This window comes from Paenibacillus sp. J22P90 (assembly GCF_059692195.1).
Genome location: NZ_JCAUAY010000002.1, coordinates 200,897 through 219,347 on the forward strand (window position 1 = coordinate 200,897; position 18,451 = coordinate 219,347).

The 18,451-nt window shown below is 44.8% G+C and carries 12 protein-coding genes; 2 read left to right on the top strand and 10 right to left on the bottom strand.

The annotated features are described in order from the left end of the window. Positions 1-112: 112 nt before the first annotated feature. Positions 113-961: a helix-turn-helix transcriptional regulator gene (locus tag AC58UX_RS05735; protein WP_497250384.1), complete on the top strand. Its 849-nt coding sequence runs from the start codon at positions 113-115 to the stop codon at positions 959-961. Between the two features lie 51 nt (positions 962-1,012). On the opposite strand, the gene AC58UX_RS05740 is transcribed toward AC58UX_RS05735, so the two are convergent. The 5 genes from AC58UX_RS05740 to AC58UX_RS05760 form a co-directional block, all read right to left on the bottom strand. Further along, the gene (locus tag AC58UX_RS05740) at positions 1,013-3,286 is read right to left on the bottom strand and encodes a hypothetical protein (protein WP_497250386.1); all 2,274 of its coding nucleotides are present in this window, start codon (positions 3,284-3,286) and stop codon (positions 1,013-1,015) included. A 31-nt stretch (positions 3,287-3,317) separates the two neighbouring features. Beyond that, positions 3,318-6,125, bottom strand: a complete 2,808-nt coding sequence (locus tag AC58UX_RS05745) for a right-handed parallel beta-helix repeat-containing protein (RefSeq protein ID WP_497250388.1) — start codon at positions 6,123-6,125, stop codon at positions 3,318-3,320. 157 nt (positions 6,126-6,282) lie between these two features. Beyond that, on the bottom strand, positions 6,283-7,350 hold the full coding sequence (bglB, locus tag AC58UX_RS05750) for a beta-galactosidase BglB (RefSeq protein ID WP_497250390.1): 1,068 nt from the start codon (positions 7,348-7,350) through the stop codon (positions 6,283-6,285). 12 nt (positions 7,351-7,362) lie between these two features. Then, entirely contained in the window at positions 7,363-9,135 is a 1,773-nt protein-coding gene (locus AC58UX_RS05755) for a hypothetical protein (RefSeq protein WP_497250392.1), read from the bottom strand. A 57-nt stretch (positions 9,136-9,192) separates the two neighbouring features. Continuing rightward, the gene (locus AC58UX_RS05760; RefSeq protein WP_497252081.1) at positions 9,193-10,305 is read right to left on the bottom strand and encodes a glycoside hydrolase family 172 protein; all 1,113 of its coding nucleotides are present in this window, start codon (positions 10,303-10,305) and stop codon (positions 9,193-9,195) included. Positions 10,306-10,454: 149 nt separating this feature from the next. Between AC58UX_RS05760 and AC58UX_RS05765 the strand changes: the two genes are divergently transcribed. Then, entirely contained in the window at positions 10,455-11,312 is an 858-nt protein-coding gene (locus AC58UX_RS05765; protein WP_497250394.1) for a helix-turn-helix domain-containing protein, read from the top strand. A gap of 67 nt (positions 11,313-11,379) precedes the next feature. On the opposite strand, the gene AC58UX_RS05770 is transcribed toward AC58UX_RS05765, so the two are convergent. From AC58UX_RS05770 to AC58UX_RS05790, 5 genes are all read right to left on the bottom strand, one after another. Beyond that, complete coding sequence (locus AC58UX_RS05770) at positions 11,380-12,543, bottom strand: DUF4317 domain-containing protein (RefSeq protein WP_497250396.1); 1,164 nt, start codon at positions 12,541-12,543, stop codon at positions 11,380-11,382. Positions 12,544-12,756: 213 nt separating this feature from the next. Further along, complete coding sequence (locus tag AC58UX_RS05775) at positions 12,757-14,799, bottom strand: alpha-galactosidase (RefSeq protein ID WP_497250398.1); 2,043 nt, start codon at positions 14,797-14,799, stop codon at positions 12,757-12,759. After that, positions 14,796-16,412: an extracellular solute-binding protein gene (locus tag AC58UX_RS05780; RefSeq protein WP_497250400.1), complete on the bottom strand. Its 1,617-nt coding sequence runs from the start codon at positions 16,410-16,412 to the stop codon at positions 14,796-14,798. Before AC58UX_RS05780 ends, AC58UX_RS05775 begins: the two co-directional genes overlap by 4 nt. Positions 16,413-16,535: 123 nt before the next feature. Beyond that, complete coding sequence (locus AC58UX_RS05785; protein ID WP_497250402.1) at positions 16,536-17,426, bottom strand: carbohydrate ABC transporter permease; 891 nt, start codon at positions 17,424-17,426, stop codon at positions 16,536-16,538. A gap of 30 nt (positions 17,427-17,456) precedes the next feature. Continuing rightward, positions 17,457-18,380 carry an ABC transporter permease gene (locus AC58UX_RS05790; protein WP_497250404.1) on the bottom strand — a complete coding sequence of 308 codons (924 nt, stop codon included), beginning with the start codon at positions 18,378-18,380 and terminating at the stop codon, positions 17,457-17,459. Positions 18,381-18,451 lie beyond the last annotated feature (71 nt).

Below are 18,451 nucleotides of genomic sequence, written 5' to 3' on the forward strand. Positions count from 1 at the left end.
TCCAATGAGTGGGTTTCATATTATATGCTAATCATAATCATATTTTAAGTTGTAATGTAGCTGATATTCCTGATAAAATACGGTTATTCTCAGATATGAGGTGAGCTGTTCCATGAAGCAGGTTCAACATATTGGTCTGCACAAATTCCCTTTTTATTGGAGCTTTCAGACCGATCAGCAATACGGACACGATATCTTTCATTCTCATCAAGGCTTGGAAATCTTCTATCTCCACAAAGGCGGGGGATCGGTGATTTGTGATGGTACTCATACGATATTACAGCAAGGCATGGTTCTCATTTTCCAGCCGTTTCAGCTTCATCGCATCCGCTTTGACATCGAGTCTGAAGCAATTAGATCCTTTCTAGTCATCGAACCCATAGCCTTTCAATCGATGCTCTCTCCTTATCCAGTACTGCAGAACTACTTGAAGAAGCTGCTCACTTCCCCATTAGACTTTCCATTTATCGCATATCTACATGAATACCATCCTCTGATTCAAAGTATTCAGCTATTGAATCCTCGTATAGAGTTGTGTAAAGTAACAGCGATTGCCATGCTGCAATGGCTCGAGCAGCAAGTTCCTCTTACCAGCGATAACAAGATCACGACTGCACGTGTAAAAGGCCATTCCGAAAAAGTAATGGAATGGATTGAGGATCACTTCATGGAGGACAGTAAGATAGAATCTGCGGCTAAAGCCCTTCATCTTAACGCTAATTATTTATCCACATTGTTTCACAAAGACATAGGTTGCAGCTATAGTGAATATGTAGCCACACGAAGAGTCAGCCTAGCCCGCAAGTGGTTATTGGAAACCCATTGGCAGGTCAATGAAATCGCAGATAGGCTTGGCCTTGCGAATGTCTCCTACTTTTGCCAACTCTTCAAGAAACACACAGGCGTTACTCCATACCAATTCAAAAAACAATTGTCATTCTTCTCCGTCTCTGACTCCTAAACATATAAAAGGAGGAAGGGCCTTTGCGAACAAAGCCCTTCCCCCTTTTATTCAAAATGTATATACAGCAATGCGATTCTTATCCAATTGAATTGTGGTACTCACCCCATTCGCAGGTACATAAATAGCTGCAGAATCGCAACCCATCCATTTCCTCATCTCGCTGTTTGTCGACATCTGGCATTCGACTTGCTCATTGCTGAAATTGGCAATGATTGCATAATGCAGACCATCGGCTCCTTTTACTGTCATCCACCTTACCCCTGGAGATGATGTTTGTACTTGCAGGTGTGCTTGACTTGAACTAGCAGAAGCCATTGCTGTTTGTTGGGCATCCGCATTCGCAAGTATAAAAAATCCATTGTCTAGTATCGTTTGCCCTTTATCTACTGCTTGAAGTGTATTTGAAAATTCCTGCACAATTTGATCCGTTCGCAGTAAGCCAACATCCATTGATTGATCCACCCACGGATATTGCTTCAAATGTATATTGCGCTTTCCAGGGCAGTATAGTCCCAGCTTAGGGCCATATGCCCGGGCAACGCCAATTTGATTGTCGATATTCAACCAGTTCGAATCCAACGCCTCATAGCGTTCTTCCGTTGATTGACCATCGATGTCTATCTCGATTGAATCCGTAGTGTAAGTGCGGGAATATTGATTATACACGTCGTTAGGAACATGTAAATGCAACCCGCGCAATTGCCGGACATATGCTCTGTTTACAGCTACTGCATATTGCATAACAGCTACTGTCTGATCATCAGGCAAGGCCACATAAGCGATATGATGCTTGGCCATCGGTGCGGATGACTCACCTTCCGCAACGAACCTCTCTGCTCTCACAGCTAATGTACCGATCGTTGCGAATCCTCCAGGAAAAGTATAATCATGATACTGTGTCACTTCAGACTTATTCACGCTCCCAAGTCCGATGATCGAGCCAGCAAGATTACATCTCCATTCCGCCAGGCTGCTGGCCTTTGGCGGCAAACATAGGCCAGTTGGCTTCTCTGCTGATTTCCACACCCAGGATGCGATGCGCTTCTCAGATCGAACCAGAGAGGCACCATGGAAATCATCATGCCAATAGGCAGGCTGCCTCGAATGATCAACTCGTTCCCGTTGATCATTCACACTCTCTTTTTGCGGCAGCTCACCAACACAATGCTTCCATGCTGCGCCCATCGACAACGTCACTGCCCGATCAGATTCCAATCGGGTGTAATAGACAGGAGAGCGTTCAGCCAGTCGATTCAAACGACTGGATAAAAACGATCCATCCCTGTTGGATTCCGCTTCCTCACTTAATTGGGCCAACCATCCTGCTTCCATATGCGAACAATCCTCTTGTAAGTAATCCTCGATAAATAGCCACATCGGGATCGCGTAATCCTGACAATAGCAATAAGGCACACGTGTATCGCCACCAATCCGAAGCAAGCGACCGTCTTGAAATATCATTTCTTTCAAAACGCGCCATAAATCCGCGGCGTGATGATACAAGGCTTCAGGCGCACGCTTGCCTTGAGAACGATAAGCAAAATGAAGCATTGCTATATTGGACAGACAAATAACCATATAGCCGACATTTAAATAGCTATGATGATGAAGCGCATACGATTCAAAGAAGTTTGCTCCCTCATGCCATTCGGAAAGGGGACGCCCCGCGTATAGCCGTGTAGATTGGGAATCGCTCGGAACAGAGATACCATTCAATAGAAAATGGGTCCCTTTCTCCAAGTATTCTTCCGCTCGCTTGGCTTGTGGAAACAGCATCGCCGTGCGATGCAGCAGCGCACCGTTCCATAGATTGCTTTCAGGTTTATTACGGCTTTTGCCATCCAACATATCAATAAGTCCAGCAACAACCGTATAGTTATCCAGCAACCAATCCGCTTCCGATATCAGCATGGATTCTAATCGAAGCTGATCTTCATCGTTCATATAGGCCCTTAGTGCTTCTACGCCATGCATCATGCGTTCAATGCCAAGGGCGCTAATCCAGGTATGCCCCCACTTGCCTCCATCCAGACAGTGATAATCTCCTGTTTGATGCGAAGCCAGATTGAAGCGCAGCATCGACAACGCGAGCGAGCGTATTTCATCCTGATCCATCGCGGTTTCAAGGTTCAGATCGGAGGCGGTTCCCCAAACAGCAAATGCAGCCAATGCTTTTTGATGGGTCTGTACACCCCAATCATTGTAACCTGTACCGTAGCAAACCAGTTCCGGACGATCCGGACAACGATACAACCATTTCTTCGCATCCCGTATCCAGGGTCCGATCAATTTCAAATACGCTCGATCTGATGTTTGATGCATAGCTATCTCTCCTGTTAGTGTGATTTATGGATCAGTATACTTTGATCGTATCAAAGTAAGCGGTTCCGAGATCGGTTTGATAAATGCCTACGCCTACTTTGGCTAAATTGCTTGTATTCGCCATGAAGCTGACTCCAGTCGTGTACAAAGTTCGATTAATGTATAAATTGTAGGTGTCAGTAAGGGTATCAAATATAACTTTAAAGTCGTACCAGGTACCTGCCGTATAGCTAATCGTCGTATTCTGCCATCCGCTGCTGTTTCTATATTGGATAAATCCATTATTTCCAAAAGCGATCTGAATGGCTGAAGTATCGCTGCTATCCTTGGCTATAATGACATAGCTAGTCGCATTGGTTTGCTCAGCTCGTGCCTTGGTTTCAATCGTTCCCGCAGTCAAGTTGGCTGTAAAATTCTTGTAAGCTGTCATGGATGATGCACTGACTGCTGTTTTATTAGCCTTCAAGCTTTTATCAGTTGCACTTGGCATGGCCTCTACGGTTAGCGTCCCCCCGCTAGAAGTCGTTGTCCAGTCGGCTGGCGCTGAACCTGTTGTCATGGCATCAAAATTTTGATCCAGTACACTTGCCTCCAATATGATCTTGTCAAAGGATAAGTTGTAGCTCGACGATGCCGCATTCTTACCTGTTGCTCTAAACCTAAGCGTTTTATCGCCAGATGTATCGTAAAGCTTATTCCCTATGGTCCATACGCTGTAACCGCCTGGTGAACTATACATGTCAAGTGTAGGTCCCAAGTTCGTTCCAATCGGACTCTCTGTCTGCATGATGCCTCTGCTGGTGAACTGCTTGTAAACTAGCTTAATGGTATAAGCGCCAGCAGCAACATTAGGCAAAGTGAAGTCAATGTAGTCTCCCGCTCCGTCAGCACTTAGCAATACCCACTGTGCACTACTTGCTCCATCTAACTGCGTTTGCACACTGGCGCTAGCACCTGACGGGGTATAAGCGATATTCTCGCTTTCAAATTCATATACGACACCGGGTTCCACATACCCTGCTATTACCCCCGCATGGCTTATGACGGATGCGTCCGATGTTCCATTGTTTATCCAAGTGTTGTTCTGCGTGTGCCCCCCTGGATTATAATGCTCTCCTTTGTTAACATTTGCAAACACGTTATGCTCTGCAGTTATAAATTCACTGTAATTATCAAGATAAATAGCCGCTACCTCAAAGCTCATGGCCCAGCTACTTTTCACAATATCATGAATGTAATTCTCAAATATCTCTGTATTTGTTTGTCTGGCTAAGGTATAAATGCCACCGCCATCATCGTGGTTCTGCATCACGTGATGAACCTCATTGTAGCGGATCTTATTATTGCTCATCCCAACCTCAATATTTGCAAATGCTTGGTTCCCAATTTGCATCCCCATATAAGGACCATAACTGACCTCGTTATGCTCAATAATCGTGTCTTTGACAAAGCCCGCTAGAATCCCTATGCCGTTCGTATATACCTGCCCATAGCGCGAAATCGTATTATTGCCCACTAGAATGTTCTTGGTTTGCTCCGCTGCAGTCGGGTTCTTCTTACTGTACCCATCGAGATTTATCCCATTGCCCGCCATATAAGTAAAGGTATTTCCTACAATTTGGCTCTCACTGACGCCTATAAAAAACTGCAGCCCATTGGCTCCCGCGAATTTAAAGGTATTATTGATAAAACGAAGATGGTTGGCGTAAGAAACTCTGACCATTGCTGGAGGTACGGATGCATATCCGGTCGCTGTATCAAACGGTAATGGCTGAAGACCTTGCGTTGCGACCAGTCCGGACGAGCTTGGCGTATTCCAGCTGGAATACTTAAAAGTAATTCCACTAAACTCAATATCATGAATATTAGATCCAGAAGCTCCTACGAGGTCAAATAATACGTCTACTTTAGGAGCAACAACGGATACGGTAGCCATGTTCTCGCCGGTACGTGGTTTGTAATACAGGTAGTCCGTCACCGTATTTAAATACCATTCGCCTTCAGCATCCAGAAGCTCATAGGCATTTTCAAAATAGTACGCATTGCCGACAAAGAAGCTGTCATCTTTTTTAAACGCAAGTGCTTTTTCAGACGCTTGAAATGTGACATAGGCATAAGTGGCATCGGTGGTATAGGCTGCAACTCTTAAATTATTATGATACCAGTGGGGTTGAACAACCATTTCCACTTGTGTGGGGTTAGCCCAGGCCGCTATTTCTGCTTTATTAATTTTATATTTACCATCTACGCGATCTGCCGGAGCAGGTGCAGGTGTTGTCAGCGGCTCATAACCGATCGTCTGGTAATAAGGCCCCAAGGTATCGGCGTTTGTCACATTTGGAATGCGCGCCCTTGTCGTTTGTTGATCATTTACATACAGCTGACGGAATTCAAGACCGGCCGTCACACTTCTTCGGTATATATTTTTCGTTGCATCATACAAGGTCCAACTGCCGCTCAAATTTTCCCCGCCAGATACGACAGGCACTTCTGATGCATATGGCTTATAGTAAACTTTATAACCATTTGTACCCGAATCACTGGAATCGAATACCACGGAGCTGGATAGCGTATGCGTGCCTCCGCGAAGGTAAACATAAATATCGCCTGTCATATTGTCATTAATGATATCTACTGCTGCTCTTGCCTTCTCTATCGTTTTAAAAGGTGCTGCAAAAGTACCTGCGTTCGTATCAAGACCGCTAGTAAAATCGACATAATAGCTTGCTTGTGTACCTGCAAATGCACGCTTAGCCGGTAAAGCTCCGAATAAAACAATCAGGATGGATGCGATTAGACTTACAATTACTACTTTGCGAAAATTAATTTCCGTTGTCATTGAAAATCACTCCTTATTATGTAGTGGTCATTTCAATAGCCATGTAGCAATAATTATTCATTCCATTAGTTTCCCTATATACCCCCTATTTGTAAGCGTGATCATTCAAAATTAATCACCACCTCCTCCATCATATCTCTCTACCTATTTCATTTTCTCAAACATGCTTCAAGCCTTCGACTAAGCCCAATAGTGCCATCGACTGTCCGTAAGGCATGGGACAAATCGGAGTATCCTTGTAAGCCTGAAGTGTCAAACCCATTCCTGTTCCATAGGAAACACCCTGCACGATACCCTGTTCATCAATTTGCCCAATAGCAGCTTGAAGCGCCTTTAAGCCAACCGTCTTATACTGGGGATCCAGATATCCTTTACGGACTGCCTTAAGAATACCATAAGCAAATGCAGATGTAGCTGAGGTCTCTTTATAGGAAGTAGAGTCATCGAGAAGCGTATGCCACAACCCATCTTCCGCTTGCAAATGCTGGAGTGCGCTGACCTGTCTCTCTAATGAAGAAATAAGAAAGTCCTGAACACCTTGCGGAAGTTCTACAATATCAAGATAGTCGACCAACCCAGCCGTATACCAGCAATTACCTCTCGCCCAAAGCGCTTTGGCAAAGTGATGCCTCCCTTCGAAGGTCCAACCATGGAAGAACAACCCACTTACCGGATCCGTTAAATACTTAAGATGGACGAGAAATTGGCGGATACTCTCTTGGATATAGCGGTCATCCTCAAGAATTATGCCCATACGAGCAACAAAAAGTACTGTCATATAAAGCGTATCATCCCAGAGCTGGCCCTCATTAAGCTGTCCGGAAACCGCATGTTGAATCCCAAATTCGATGGTTCTCGGCATCTCCTCCAGCACATAACTGGCCCATTCCTTGCATATCTGCAAATACTTTTCATCCTGTGTTTCATCATACAAGTAGCTCATCGTTAACATCGGGCACATGGTATTGACGTTCTTCGGCGGCAAGCCTTCAGCAATCCGCTTATCGAACCATTCCACCAGATAAGCAAGCAGATGTGGGTTATTAGTTTCCTTATAATACAAATAGAGAGAGAACAAACCGACTCCCTGCGGCCACTCCCAATTATCCATCGAAATAATTCCAATCGGACATGACTCGTCTATCGAGCTCTTTAAATCCTTCATCTGCAGAATCAACTTCTCAATATGCTGCTCCATGATGTTTCTATCTAGCAATTGCACCATATCGTTCCCTCCTTATTCTTTATTTATCGCGTAGGGGTCAACCGTTAGTGAAACCTTACTGCTACGGTCTGCCATTTGCATCTGGTGAAGTTCATGATAGCTGATTCGCGGAACCTCGCCATCTGACCTGGATCGATCTGTAATAACTACCCTCTCTAGGCGCTGTCGTATTTCCACTTGATCCGAGACGCTATCAAAGAAGAGCACAGCCCATGCTGCTTCCAGCCGTGGATGCTGGAGCGTTGTTTCTTCTCCACTGTATAATACTTGCCTGATATATAAGCTTTCTCCCACCTGCTCGAGTTGAATGCCTTGAGCCGCCCGCTCTTGTTGTAAATAGGAAATTCCACTCAAAGCTCTTATTGCAACAGCTGATTGCTTATATTGCAGAACCACCCAGTCTACCATCTGGATGATTTTGCCTTGAAAGCGATGGATGACCCATTCATCTGCAAGCTCAGCAGCTTGATTGTTAATTTCGCTCATCGAACGGCAGACAAGCAGCATATGCTCTGATTGCGCACATTGGGTTTGCACATCAGGAAACCATGTCTCCCCAAATAGCGCAGGACTTAAATACGTTTCTTTATTTCTGGCTGGATGGGTCCGCTGTCTACCGTTTTCTTTCACAGACCAGCGAAGATACCCTAGATTAGCACCTTCAATACGGAAGCTCACTGGAAACGATTGCCATCCAAGCCCCCAAGTTGGCCATTGATAAGAACCTGGAATAACTGGGAATTGGTTAATGCTGCCCAATCTGCCCGTATGTCCCACCCACGTGTACGAATAACTCTGATCAAATATGGGTTCTTTGCGAACTCGCGGAGTTTCTAGCTGAACCGTATGCGGTTCTTTCCAGCTTTCTTCAAACAGAAGCAGGCTGATCATAGCAGTTAAAGACCAATGATTAACGATCGAATCCTGCTTGATTTCGTCCATAACTTTATGCTTTAAACCAGCAATAATCCATAAGAAGCTCGCCTTCTCCGTTTTCCCATCGAAGTTGTAGCTTCGAATAGAAGGTACAAGCTCGCCAGGTCCTTGAAAGCGAATATACTCTAACAAAACATCTATCTGCTTCTGCAATTTACTCTTTAGCTCACCTTCTGATGGCTTGAATGCCTTGCAAGCCAGACCCAAGGCGTTGAGTATAATGGTCAAATAATGCAGGCTGATGTTCTCGCCCCAACCCCAGCCTCTGCGAATCGTGTAATCTTGCCATTTCTCAAAGAAGTCTACCGCCTTGCGGTAATTTATGTCGTGGTTGCGAATACGACTCAGCGTGAGCAGCAGTGCGCCATCACTAATTATTTTGTTGGGGTAATACAGAATGGGGTCCGTACATTCATGGGCAAACCACGCCATACCGGCATCCATCATGGTATCGAGCAGCTCAATATGGCTTGCTGGAAAGGATTCCGGGTATAAGAATCGTATCGTTGTTAAGGGCATTAGAATAAAAAAAGCAGCATTCGTATCATTAATGACGGTTTCTTCTCTATACCACCGCATTCCGCCATACTGCGGATGCTGGAGATCTCTTACCTGAAGCTTACTTAATTCTGCTAGAATCTGCTTCCCCTGCAACTCTTCTATTTGACCTAAGAAAGCTCCAACCGCATAATAATCAGCTGACGTCCGCCCTTCATGGCATTCCGCATATTGTGAAGCTTCCCGCGTGTGCCCAGGTTGAGATATCTGGACAAGCCCGTCACTCCAGCTTAAGTTTTTGGCTAATTCATGATAAACATTGGAAATCACGCTTTGCTGATAGGCATCCATACGATCTAACCTTCTATCTCCGCAATTTGTTATGCATCCATACATTTGCCATACGCATCATGTTCCATCTTTCTCATTCCCCCAAAGCGTACCTGAACCACCCCTAGCTTGTCGCCACTCATGTCGCCAAGTGTGCACGTCCTTGATACTGATTTCCGGCATATTGGCTCTAGATGCTTTTACTGGAAGAGGGGGGAATATTTTGTGAGGCTCCGTCTGGTACCAGTAAGAGACGGTGCTGATATCCAGAGCCAGATTGTTATCATGGCCATGTTCAATGCTGGCTCTCAACGATTTTTCGAAGTAAATGGGGTCTTCCAGCAGAAAACGGTAGACATGGGTTCGGCCCATCCATCCCAACTTGTTCGGAATTCGAGCACAGCCAAAATAAGGATGGGTATACAACTCATTGGGGCACCAAGCTGTATTAAAAAAATCTTCCGTACCGGTGCCGTGTAACGATCCCGGCCAGTCTTCGCCGTCTATCATCCACATATCGTCACCTTCTCCGTACCACATCGGTCCCGGACTATCGACATAGTAATTGATTCCAACAAAGTGTCCTTTACCTTCAATCTCAGCAAACAAGTAATTGTTGGCATCCGTCTGATTACGGCCTATCCACTCCATTTCACCCTCAGGTGGATGAACCTCTGTCGTTGCCTCTCGGTTCCACCAGGCGTGGAATCTTCCCATCGATACCGGAATGGAAGGGTGCACTTCATAATCCACATAGTAGAAGAAAGCACGGATATCGATATCCGACTGATTTTCGATGGCGATTCGTGCTCCATTGTTAAACGGCATTGGAAAGTAGCAGTTAAGCGCTTTGCCCTTATGAGGTGCTGCAGCAAGCGGAAGCGAAGTGAACGAATATTCTTCTCCCCAGCCTTGGCCGAAGAAATCTCCTAAAGGCGCCTCTACACTCGGATGCTCTTCCCCATCCCAATACATGCGAATAATGGCGTTCCGCCGCATAAAAGCATCCTCTGAACTGAATGTAATCCATATATGCTTAATAATGCCGGCACCTGCTATATCAGCAATATTTGTCGTTTCACCGGCAGCAATACGCACATAATCAGCGTTACCTCCGCTGCGATCGTAACTAGACACTCTTTTGGACTTAATACCCTCTCGCAATTGACATAGTTGCCCCAATCCATCCATAACGCTCACGATCCTTCCAGTTCCGATAAATTCCCCTTAAGTATAGTTTTGAAATAACAGAAAATATTTAGCCAAACAATATGAACATTTATCATTTATTGCTATAATTTTAGGTATCTATTTCTCAGTTGAGGGAGGAAAAGCTTCTAATGAATACCATCTCTCCGTACATTCGTATTGCCATGGATATTTATCAACTCCCCTACTGGCGGGTAATGGAACGCGTTATCTGGGACTATGAGTTCCTGTATTTAAAAGAAGGGGAATTACTGGTTACCATTGAGGATCATATCTACCATGGTCTTCCTGGGGATGTATTTATTTTTAAGCCTAAGAAGAGGCATTCAATTAAAGTGAGTGGTGATAAGCCTGTCCGCCAACCGCATATTCATTTCGATTTGTTAGAGCAAGAGGACAGTGTGGAAGTGGGAACTTCATTTAAGATGGATGCCGATATGTCAGAACATGAAAAAACGTTATTCCGACCCGACCTCCTATCCGATCCCCCGTATAATTTACCTGATGTCGTGAGGTTAAACAATCCGGATTTGTTTGAGAAGCTGTTGTTTGAACTTATTACCGAATTTCAATTAAAAGCTCCCCTTTATGAAATCCATGTTAAAGGGATTATGATTAAACTAATCATCCAACTTGTCCGCGAGCATCATTGGAACCAATCGCCACAACTACAATACAAATTAGACGAGCTGCAACTCATCCAACGTTATTTAAACAGCATCACCGATCGAGAGGTTAGCCTCGAAGAGCTTTCCAAAACATTTAACATAAGTAAATATTACCTCGTCCGCCTATTCAAAACAGCCTTTCAGATGAGTCCCATCCAGTTTCACCGATTGGTTCGGTTTGAGAAAGCCAAGCAGTTGATTCAATATACGAATATCCCGATAAAGCAAATTGCAGATCAGACCGGCTTTCAAAATATTCATGCTTTCAGCCGTGCTTTTAAGAAAATAGCGGGGGCTTCTCCAACTACATTTCGTCGGTAGTGTAAGTATAATAAAAACGGAGCCCGCAAACCCGCGGCGCTCCGTTATTAATATTCAACTATGATGCCTACAACATCTCCGTACTAAGCGTAAACCCTTCGATCACGACGTCCTCGTCAACTTCGATCATGATACATCGTTTTCCTTGATAATTCACCTGTCTCACGTATTTTATATCCTGCGGACTGACCGTAATCGTGGCAACCTTCGTATCAATCTTAATCGATTTCGATGTGAACTTCGGAATAACGCTGCTCGCTTTGAGCTCATAATTTTTGTCATCGACGACGTTTTGGAACGCTCGTTCCACCTTTTCCATCGTCACGTTTTCTACGCCACTCGTCGACAACATACGTTCCACATCTTTATAATCCAGCTTTGCTGGCTCTTCTTCCTCGTTGGACTCGATGACCCGATGAATTTCCTCGTACACGTGAGCGATCGTAGAGGCATCCATTTGCTCGCCTACAACTTCCTTCACGATGTCCTCGAAAATGGCTCTCTCTTCCATCGCGGTCACGGTTTTCTCGGCATTTAAGACTTGCTCGATAAACTGCCAATTCGGTTCATGCGCTCTTCCCGAGCAATACAGAATGCGATTCACATCGGAATAATTGTCCGTCACGCTAGGGTAGAAAAAACCTTGCTCCGGCGTATTCAATTTGATGATCGGATCTACGAATACATTATACTTAAATTCTCTCTCCACATAGTCAAACATAAGCGTTTTCTTCTGTTGTTCCGTAGAATTCACGCTGCACAGAATGAATGGATTCGAGAACATCTCGTTCTTCTCGCTCTCCATGGCATCTTCGTTTCTGCTCTTGGTTGGATTGGAATATTGGCCGTGGACAAACGTAATTACCGTATCCTGTTCGTAGACGTTATCCACCAACATTTTATCTACCAACAGAAGCATCAGATCTTGCCATTCTTCCGGATTACCAGTGATCAAACCCTGATGGAGAAGCACCTGTGTAGGCTGCTCCGCTTCCTCCTGAAACTTTAATTCGTACATCTTCTGATCTAATTCGCCGGTCAGCAGTTTTTTGAAATTGGCCATATAGAGTTCCTGCTTCTCCCTGTCCACAAAGTTGAATGGCTGGCGCTCATAATGATAGATCTCGTTGGTTTCCTTCATAATATACACGTTAAAAATATCGTGAATTTTAAGCATTTCGTTATCCAATTTAAAATGCTTGCGAATATGTGCGATTTCTTTCTTGATCATGATCCGTTAGACAACTCCTACGAAGTAAAATAGCCGTACTCGAATACGCTTACCTTCCCTTTACTTCCTGTATGTTAATTCATTATTATAGATTTCTCAACAATTTTGAGAATTATCTCGTAAAAAGATGTGACATTCCATAATGAAATAGAAAACGGAGCCCGCAAACCTGCGGTGCTCCGTTTCTGTTCGAGCTGCAATTCAGCTCTTCATCTATAAAATCAACTTAAAAATCTTTGACCCTGCCGGTTCCAAGCGAACGTTTATATCTCCTGTTGACTGAATTACCGTTTCCTCCCAAAGATCATGCAGCCAATACGGCACATTTTTGGGTAGACCCAAACGCTCCATGGATATCCTTTTCTCAACCTTGGCATCTTTATTAAAGTTAAACACGGCGATAAAACAGTCTTTATCCGTAATTTTGAAAAACACATGAGCAGAAGCAGCATCTGTATTTCCCTCTACCGGAATAAAACCTTGTCCTGCCTTTGCAATTATTAGCAGATCTGGGCGATTCAACCATTCTTTAGCCCTAGCTCTTGCTTCCTCATTACGGAAATCATCCCCCATGAGAAGAACCGTCCCCGCAATAAGAGACGCGTTTAGGCGACTCCTACCTTCCTGAACCATCGTAGGTTCTTGGTTAAAACTTTTATATAGAACGGTATGATCAGGATCATTGAAAGGAAATAGTGTTCCATTCATCCACCAACCATAGGTGAGTGAATTCAACATATACTCCGTATCTTCCAGTGTACCAAAAGCATCACATGAAATTCGCCTACTATGCGCGTATTGATGTGGAAACATCGGTGCGATGGACAAATTTATAAAGAAAGGACGCCCGATAATCATGGGATCAAGCCTAGTCTTGATCAACGCCATGCCAAGGTTGTAGGCTTGTAAGCCTGTACGTATTTCTTTATTAAAGTGCCTGCCTTCCAAAGCACCGTGACCCAGAAAGTCGAGTTTTATGTACTCGAAGCCCCACCTGACAAAACGTTCAAGGTGCCATTCCGTCCGCATCAAATTGCCAGGGTGGGTAGGATCAATCGCAAGTCCTCCGTCCAACTCGGGTAAAATTTGTCCCTGTTCATCTCGTAGCATAAGATCTCGATACGTATACTTGCCATCGGTGCCTTCCACAATCCGATCGAAATCTTTCCCCCAGAAAGCAAAAGGTGTCCAATAAATGCCGGGTTTTTGACCATTGTTACGAACGTGATACACGGCATCCTCGAGCTGGTCCTGTGATAAATTCGTCCAAAAGGAATCAAAGTTTATGTAGATAGTCCCTTGATGATGAAACCCGCCCTCGTGCAAACTCTTTAAAAAGTCCGACGTATGGGTGTAAAGCTCATAGTCCAGTTCTCCGCCTGCCGCCGACCAGCTGTTCCAACCAAACGGAACGCCGTGTTCCCATTGAAGTGGCGGGGCTATCACAGCATTTGCCTTTCCGTACGCCTCCAGTCCAGTCCTGTAATCCGCATACATGCCCACAAAGATGCGAGGTGAAGCGACTGTTTTGCCAATCAGCGAACCGTGAGGCAGGGTATCGCGTGTGTACTCCCCTACTGCTCCACCATATACCTCCAGATGGTGTATAGCAGCTCCTTCACATCCGACGACTTTCAGACCGGTTTTCCAAGTATCATGTGTAACCGAACCAACAACTAACCCTTTTCTTGATACAGGTTCAAAAATAGCCGTTACCTCGTAGCTTTCCAGCTGATTGGGCATAGCGATTGATTCGTAACGCACCCATTTGTCGTTATCGAAAGGCACCAACAAGGCACGTAGTTCCTTTACCTCCATGTCCATAGAAATCGCTGATGATCCCTTATCTGGATTCACCGTCAATGGAGAAATATAGTTCGTCTCCAAAGCTTCCGATTCACTCTCCAGCTCAACTTGAACGAAAAAGTATGGTACTTTTTCATACAGCCAGAACGTCTGCGTCATAACCGGAAGCGACTCAGCGGAATGAATCACAGAGAAGCGGCAGCCTGTGCCGAACTCATCATGGATCATGAAATTGTCGCTAACGGACAGTGTGTGCTCTGAATATTCGGTCGAAGCCAAATATCGGCCTTCGATCCGGGCTGCACTGTAAGCGCTGCTCAAGCGGATCCCGGAATCCCATTCATATTCGGTTAATCCGCTTGCTATATCAACGATTATTCGGCACAACCCATTTTCTACAACTACTTGCCCGTTCAACTCTTGGAAGATAATCGTACTGGATATCATCATTTCCAAAGATCCATACGTTTCTTGTAGTTTTCGCTCATGATTTTCTCTACCTTCTCGTCACCTGCTGCCTTCATATCGGCAAGCATTTTATCAAACAATGCGGCTGCATCCGTTTCGGACTTGGAGATGATTACTTTGGTAATTGTCTGGCTCATAATATCTGAAATTTTCTGGCTGACTAGCGCATCCGGGGTGCCGCCGGCAGGTCCGAGATTATCATAAGCCGCTGTTTCCCACACCGTATCGGACAAGTTCTTCAGTGCCATCTGGTCGATCTCGTTACGTTGGTAACGTCCCGGCAAATCATACGGCGTACCGTCGGAGCCTTTACCGTTCTTTACGAACCAAGTCCATTTGCGAATACCTGTTTTCTTCGCGTAGTTATCCCAATCATCTTTAAAGCCTTGAAGAACATCCGGACGCGGTGTATGCTTGCCGTCCTTCTTATCCCAGTGCACACCCTCAATCCCCCACATGAGTAGGTATTGGCCTTCTTCGCTAGCCAGGAAGTCAATGAGTTTCATCGTTCTTTCTGGGTTTTTATTCGTTTTTGTAATCGCGATCGCATCCCAACCGAGCGAACTTTTAGGTCCTAATGTCGTTTTGGCCGGGTCAACACCAGGTCCTACAAGTTTATACGGATACAGCTGTTTCTCAGGTCCGCCTGCTTTCTTAAGCACACCGTTAGGAGTACCGAAATCCCAATAAGCGCCTGGTGAAGCAAATACGAGTCCGTTAGAAATCTTTTGCTCCCACGTTTGCTTCTTGTTGACTGGCCATTCTGGATCAATTAAGCCTTGGCGGTACAGTTTATTCAAGTACATTAACATTTCCTTATATCTTGGGTCTTTCACATCATACTTCAGGCTTCCATTTTCTTCGAAGTACGTTCTCATTCCCCACATACCTTTAAACGTTCCGAGCACAGCACCCATGTTTTCACCGTTGAAGCTCATCGGGAATACGTCTTTGCCGTCTACTTTGCCAAGCTTTGTCTTAAAATCCTTCAGCAGCGTCTCGAACTCATCTGCCGTGAACGGCTTTCCGCCATCAGCTTTGTCCGGAGCAATTTGTTTAAGCCAATCCATGCGCATATTTATGCCGAATACAGGCTCATTCTCTGGGCCGTACCAGTTAGAAAGATAGTAGTTCTTCCCGTCGGTAAACCGCGTCTTTTTCAAAGTGTCCCCATACATTTTCTGCACGTTGGGACCGTATTTCGCAATGAGATCATCCAGCGGAATAATTGCGCCTGCGGCGATGTACTTACTAACGATATCTCCTCGATCCATGAGAACAAGATCCGGCAAATCGCTGCTGGCGAGCATCAGATTCAGCTTTTCGGAAGGATTGCCCGTTGGCTGCTGAATTTCAATCGTCACACCCGTTCGTTTCGTAATTTCCTTCGCAACATCGTTCGTGAAAGCATCGCCCGTATTTTTATCAAAGAACGTCATTTTAATCGGTGTCGTATCGTTTGCTTTGTTATCAGTTGCAGCAGCTGGCTTCTCACTTGTTGAGGCCGTATTTTCTTTCGTCGTGCAACCAGCGATGACGGAACCCATAAGGATCGTTGAAAGCAGCACATGAAACGATTTCTTAGTCTTGAACATAGAATAAAATCCCCCTTGACTAATTGTATTGGAATAAATGAAATTACTTTGCTTGCTAGGGTATCGTCCTATCCACGTTGGATTGGGCTCTAACCACCGCCTTTCAAAAATGAGCAAACTGGATTAGGCTTTAACAGCTCCCACGGTCATCCCCTTGACAAAATACTTTTGCAAGAACGGATACACGATGACAATAGGCACCGTTGCCACAATCGTAGCAGCCATACGGATCGAATCTGACGATACGGCGAGGCGTTTCGCCGAGTCCGCCATCTGCTGCGCATCCGACACCATAGAGGATGTCTGGTATTGATTCAAAATTTTGACAAGAACAGCCTGCAGTGTCTTCAGTTCAGGCTTGTAGGTGAATACATAAGAATCAAACCAAGAGTTCCAATGGCCGATCGCCGTAAACAAACCGATGGTAGCAAGAACCGGAGTCGTCAACGGCAATACGATCTTAACGAAAATTTGCAGATCGTTGGCGCCGTCCATTTTTGCAGATTCATCTAATTCCCCAGGAAGCTGCTGAATAAATGTACGTACGAGAATCATAAAAAACACATTCATAAGACCTGGCGCAATGTACACCCAGAAGGTATCAATCAGGTGCAGACTCTTTAAAATCATGTAGTAGGGGATTAAGCCTCCGCCAAAGTACATCGTGAATATGAAGAACAGTGTGATGAACTTCCCACCAACCAAATCACGCTTGCTGAGCGGGTATGATAGTAGACTGATTACCAGAACAGCAAGAGGTGTACCGACCAGTGTGCGTGCTAGCGTCACTTTGACCCCATTTATAATTTCCTGATCGCCTAAAATCTGCACATAACTCGTTAAGGAAAATGCCCTCGGCCAAAAATAAACACCGCCCCGGATCGTATCCTCCGCACTGTTCAGTGACAGCACTAGAATGTTCCAGAAGGGATAGAACGTTGCAATAAACACCAGAAAGAGGAATGTATAGACGAACCCGGTGAAGATGATATCGCCATTCGATTTTGTTCTCATTCAGATTCACCTTTTCCTATCTAATTCTTTTTAGAACAAAGATTGCTGATTCATTCGCTTGGATAACGTGTTGACACTGACCACTAGGATGAAGGCAATGACCGATTTGAACAATCCAACCGCAGCACCGTAAGAGAACATGCCATTCTGCAGTCCGTATCTGTACGTATAGGTATCGATAACGTCCGAATATTTCAAGATGGTATTGTTTTGCAGCAAATACTGCTGATCAAATCCCGCGTTCAAGATACCTCCTATTGACAAAATGGCCAAAATGGCGATCGTGGGGCGTAAAGACGGAAGTGTGACATGAAACATTTGGCGCATGCGGCTGGCACCATCAACTCTTGCTGCTTCATATTGTTCGGGATTGATAGCGGATATCGCAGCCAAATACATGATGGCGTTAAACCCCATATCTTTCCACATATTGGATACGGCAATGATCCCCCAGAAATAATGGCCATTTTGGAAAAATTGCACCGGTTGTTCCGTAATGTTCATTAGCATCAACAACTTGTTGATTAAACCCTGTGAGGATAACAGCGTTATGATAATGTTTGCAGCAATTACCCAAGAGATAAAGTGAGGTAAATACGATACCGTTTGTACCAGCTTTCTGAATAAGCCGGTCTTCACCTCATTAATCATAAGAGCCAGCAGTATCGGTGCCGGAAATCCAACCAACAGTGATAAGAAGCTTTGCGCTAATGTATTGCGCATGATGATATAAAAATCACCGCTTGTGAAAAAGTACCGAAACCATTCAAAGCCAACGAACTTGCTCGTAAAGAACTGGTGAAAAAAAGAACCTCCGCCGGGCGAGTAATTGATGAACGCCATGTACAAGCCGAACATTGGACCATATGAAAATAAGAGGGTAGAGATGAATGCGGGCAAAATCATGAGGTATAAATATTTTTGCCCCTTCATCCTTTTAAGTCGCGCTTCCATATGTATAACCCGCCTTTTCCAGGCTGCGGCGGCCTGTGCCGCTCCATCACAACCATCATCATTTTGTATAT